Origin of the sequence: Sutterella sp., assembly GCF_030539355.1 — a bacterium.
In the GTDB taxonomy this organism is placed as follows: Bacteria; Pseudomonadota; Gammaproteobacteria; order Burkholderiales; family Burkholderiaceae_F; genus Sutterella.
Genome location: NZ_JAUNSF010000162.1, coordinates 1 through 3,943, shown reverse-complemented (window position 1 = coordinate 3,943; position 3,943 = coordinate 1). Strand labels below are relative to the sequence as shown.

Below are 3,943 nucleotides of genomic sequence, written 5' to 3'. Positions count from 1 at the left end.
AGGCTCCTTCATCATGGTGAAGCCCTGGACGGCCGACTGACGCCCTGAAAAACAATGCCGCCCCCGTCGAGGGAGCGGCACGAAATAAAGCTCCGACCAAAGACAGCGGCCCGCTCTCGGAAGAGAACGGGCCGTTGCCATTGCTCGGAAGAATTCTGCTCGGCTGTGAGGCGCCCCGAATCGGGAGGGGCGCCTCACTGCCTTTGAGGAGCTATCTTTGCTTCCTTCTTGCAGTCAGGCCGGATTAACCGAAGATCATGCAGGCACCGAAGCCAAGGCACACCGAGAAGACGATGGCGATGAGGCCCGGAACGAAGAAGGAGTGGTTGAAGACGTACTTGCCGATGCGGGTCGTGCCGGTGTCATCCATCTGCACGGCGCCGAGCAGCGTCGGGTAGGTCGGGAGGACGAACAGGGCGGACACGGCGGCGAACGAAGCGACGAGCATGTAGGAGTCACCCGGATTCGCGGCGGTGATGCCGAGGGCGGCGACGATCGACGGGGTGATCGCCTTCGCGGTGGCAGCCTGGGAGTAGAGCAGCATGGCGGCGAAGAAGAACACGGCGGCGAGGAGGGCCGGGTAGTTCGACACGGCGTCGGCGGCGAAGCCCTTGATCTCGGTCGTGTGGCCGGAGACGAACGTGTCACCGAGCCAGGCCACGCCAAGGACGCACACGCAGGCGACCATGCCGGACTTGAAGACGCTCGTGGAAGCGATGTTGCCGAGCTCGACCTTGCAGAAGATCGTGATCAGCGTGCCGACGAGGAGCATGAGGCTCATGATGGCGGCGTCACGCGGAACGATGACGTTCTTGATGAGGCCGACGGCCGGCGAGATCGCGGAGGCGTACAGCACGACGCAGACAACGCCGAGGAGGAAGATCAGCACGGAGCGCTTGGCATAGGGCTTGAGCTCCTGGTGGGCGGCGCCCTGCGAGACCTTGACGAGGCCCTTGGCGAGACGCTCCTTGTAGACCGGGTCGCTGTCGAGGTCCATGTTCTGGATCATCGTCATGACGAAGGCCGTGAGCATGCAGCCGATGAACGTGGTCGAGAGCCAGATGCCGAGGAGGGCCGGGTAGGACCAGCCGAACGGCTCAAGGACGCCCGACATGTAGATCACGGCGGCGGAGACCGGCGAGGCCGTGATGGCGATCTGCGAGGCGACGACGGCGATGGCGAGCGGGCAGCAGGGACGGATCTTCTGCTCCTTGGCGACTTCAACGATAACCGGGATCATCGAGAAGGCGGTGTGGCCGGTGCCGGCGAAGATCGTCAGGACATAGGTGACGATCGGGGCGAGGTAGTTGATGTGCTTCGGGTTGCTGCGAAGAACGCGCTCGGCGATCTGCACGAGGTAATCAAGGCCGCCGGCGAGCTGCATGCAGGAGATGGCCGCGATCACCGAAGCGATGATCAGAATCACGTCCCAGGGGATGTTGCCCGGCTTCATGCCGAGGCAGAGACCCAGGATGAGCACGCCGGCGCCGCCGGCGTAGCCGATACCGATGCCGCCGAGACGGACACCGAGGAAGATCGCGCCCAGAAGGACGATGATCTGAAGGATGAGCATGAAATCCATAATGCCTCCAGGCATTGGGTTTGTCTCTCCCCTGTCGAGCCCCCTGTCATCTGGTAATGGGGTTCTCAAGGGAGTGCGGGAGGCTTTTCGTGGATACACGGAGGCCGGCAGCTTTCTCGGGGCAGGAAACCGAAGACTTTGAGGGAGGATTTCGCCTCCCGCAAAGGCTTGCGGTTTCCAGAAGCTGTCGGTGTCAGCCCGGGCAACCAGATTTTTTCCCGCTTTGGTGGTGGGGCCGTTTTCTTCTCTCCTGATCCCCTCCCCTTCAGGAACGGGGAGGATTCCAGGCCGTCGAAGAAAACGGTTTGCGCATCCCCGGACTCATTGGCGGTCCGGGTGATGCGCTGTTCCGCGAGGAACGAGTCAGCGGATTACTGCTCGAACTTCGGGTTGATCAGGTTGTCGTACGTGAAGATCTTGTCCCACTCTTCCTGGGTGAGCATCTTCTTCTCGTCGACGACGAGCTGGTGGAGCGACTTGCCGGTGAGGAAGCCTTCGCGGGCGACGTTGGCGCAGGGCTTGTAGCCGAAGTGCGGCTTCAGAACCGTGACGATGCCGAGCGAACCCATGACGAGGTCTTCGCAGCGCTTGGCGTTGACGACGATGCCGTCGACGCACTTCTCACGCAGGGCGATGCAGGCGTTCGTGAGGACCTTCATCTGCATGTAGAGCGCGAAGGAGATCACGGGCTCCATGACGTTGAGCTCGAGCTGGCCGGCGGAGGCGGCGAGCATGACGGACGTGTCGAGGCCGATGGCGAGGAAGCTCGCCTGGTTCGTCACTTCCGGGATGACCGGATTGACCTTGCCCGGCATGATGGAGCTGCCCGGCTGGAGCTGCGGGAGGACGAGCTCGGAGAGGCCGGTGCGCGGGCCGGAGGCAAGGAGGCGGAGGTCATTGCAGACCTTCGTGAGCTTGACGGCGAGCGACTTGCAGGCGGACGACAGGGCGACGTAGGAGCCGCAGTCGGACGTGGCGGCGATGAGGTCCTCGCTGTTGACGAAGTCGATGCCGGTGATCTCGGCGAGCTTCTTGACGGCGAGGGCGGGGTAGTCCGGGTGAGCCGTGACGGTCGTGCCGATGGCGGTGGCGCCGAGGTTCACAACCTTGAGGTGAGCCTGGGCTTCCTTGATGACCTTGATCTCATCGGCGATCGTGAAGCCCCAGCCGTGGAACTCCTGGCCGAAGGACATCGGAACGGCGTCCTGCAGGTGGGTGCGGCCCATCTTCAGAACGTTCTTGTTCTTCTCGGCCTGCTTGTAGAAGGACTCGACGAGCTCCTCGACGGCCTTCAGGAGGACGTTCGAGCGCATGAGCATCGAGAGGTGGAGAGCGGTCGGGTAGGTGTCGTTCGTCGACTGGCCGAAGTTGGCGTGGTCGTTCGGGGAGACCTTCTTGTCGCCCTTGGCAAGGCCGAGGTGCTCGCAGGCGAGGTTCGAGATGACCTCGTTGCAGTTCATGTTGGTCGACGTGCCGGCGCCGCCCTGGAGCCAGTCGGTGACGAACTGGTCGTTGTACTTGCCGGCGATGAGCTGCTCGCTCGCCCAGATCAGGGCGTCAGCGACGTCAGCCGGGATCGTGCCGAGTTCCTTGTTGGCCATCGCGGCGGCCTTCTTGACGTAGCCAAAGGCCTGCGCGAAGAACGGCTCCTGGCTCATCGGCATCTCGGTGATGTGGAAGTTGGCCTTGCCGCGCATCGTCTGCACGCCGTAGTAGGCCTCATCGGGGATCTCGAGAGAACCAAGGAAATCGCTTTCAATACGGGACATTCGTTGCTCCTCAATATGTCCAGATCGCGGCAGCGGCCTGAGGCGCATCAGGCGCCGGTTTGAAACAAGGGAAAGGCGCTGCTCGCATTTCAGGTTCGTCACTTCCTTCGGGAGGAAACCGCCGGACTTCCTTTCAGAAGTCCGCCGTTGGTCCGTTTCACTCGCCGTCGTCCGTGACGGGTTGGCACTTCGCGGGGCTTCCCTTTCGGAAACCTTCGTCTTAGTACGTATTGCTACGTATTCCGACGTACCCCTCTTCGTGTTGAGTAAATATTACTGCTTAATGCGCCGAAAGTGAAGCACTTTTTTTCGCGAGCTATGAGGATTAACCCCTACGTAGTCGCCACATAGGTTTTTAATAATGCACCATATAGGTGCAGAATTAATTTTGCTTGACAAGCGGTACAACCGCGTTCGAGGAAACCGGCGCCGAATTACCGCCGAAGTGGCATGTTTCCCTCTTGTTGTACTGCCGTCCAATGACAATGTGCGCCCGTTTACAAATCCGCCCGGGCGTAAAAAAACCCGCCGGCTCCAGTTTGCAGGAGCGGCGGGTTTCATAAGTTCCCCTTGGCGGGCCCGTCGGGAGGAG

The 3,943-nt window shown here is 61.6% G+C and carries 2 protein-coding genes; both read right to left on the bottom strand.

Features of this window, described 5'->3' with window-relative positions:
* Positions 1–244 precede the first annotated feature (244 nt).
* Positions 245–1,573 (bottom strand): anaerobic C4-dicarboxylate transporter, encoded by a 1,329-nt coding sequence (locus Q4F91_RS13025; RefSeq protein ID WP_303338162.1) that lies wholly within the window; start codon positions 1,571–1,573, stop codon positions 245–247.
* Between the two features lie 380 nt (positions 1,574–1,953).
* Positions 1,954–3,351, bottom strand: a complete 1,398-nt coding sequence (locus Q4F91_RS13020; protein WP_303338161.1) for an aspartate ammonia-lyase — start codon at positions 3,349–3,351, stop codon at positions 1,954–1,956.
* Between the last annotated feature and the right edge of the window lie 592 nt (positions 3,352–3,943).

Bases quoted from the DNA above. Each gene is read 5' to 3' on its own strand.
- Q4F91_RS13020 (WP_303338161.1), bottom strand. From the start codon at position 3,351: ATGTCCCGTATTGAAAGCGATTTCCTTGGTTCTCTCGAGATCCCCGAT.
- Q4F91_RS13025 (WP_303338162.1), bottom strand. From the start codon at position 1,573: ATGCTCATCCTTCAGATCATCGTCCTTCTGGGCGCGATCTTCCTCGGT.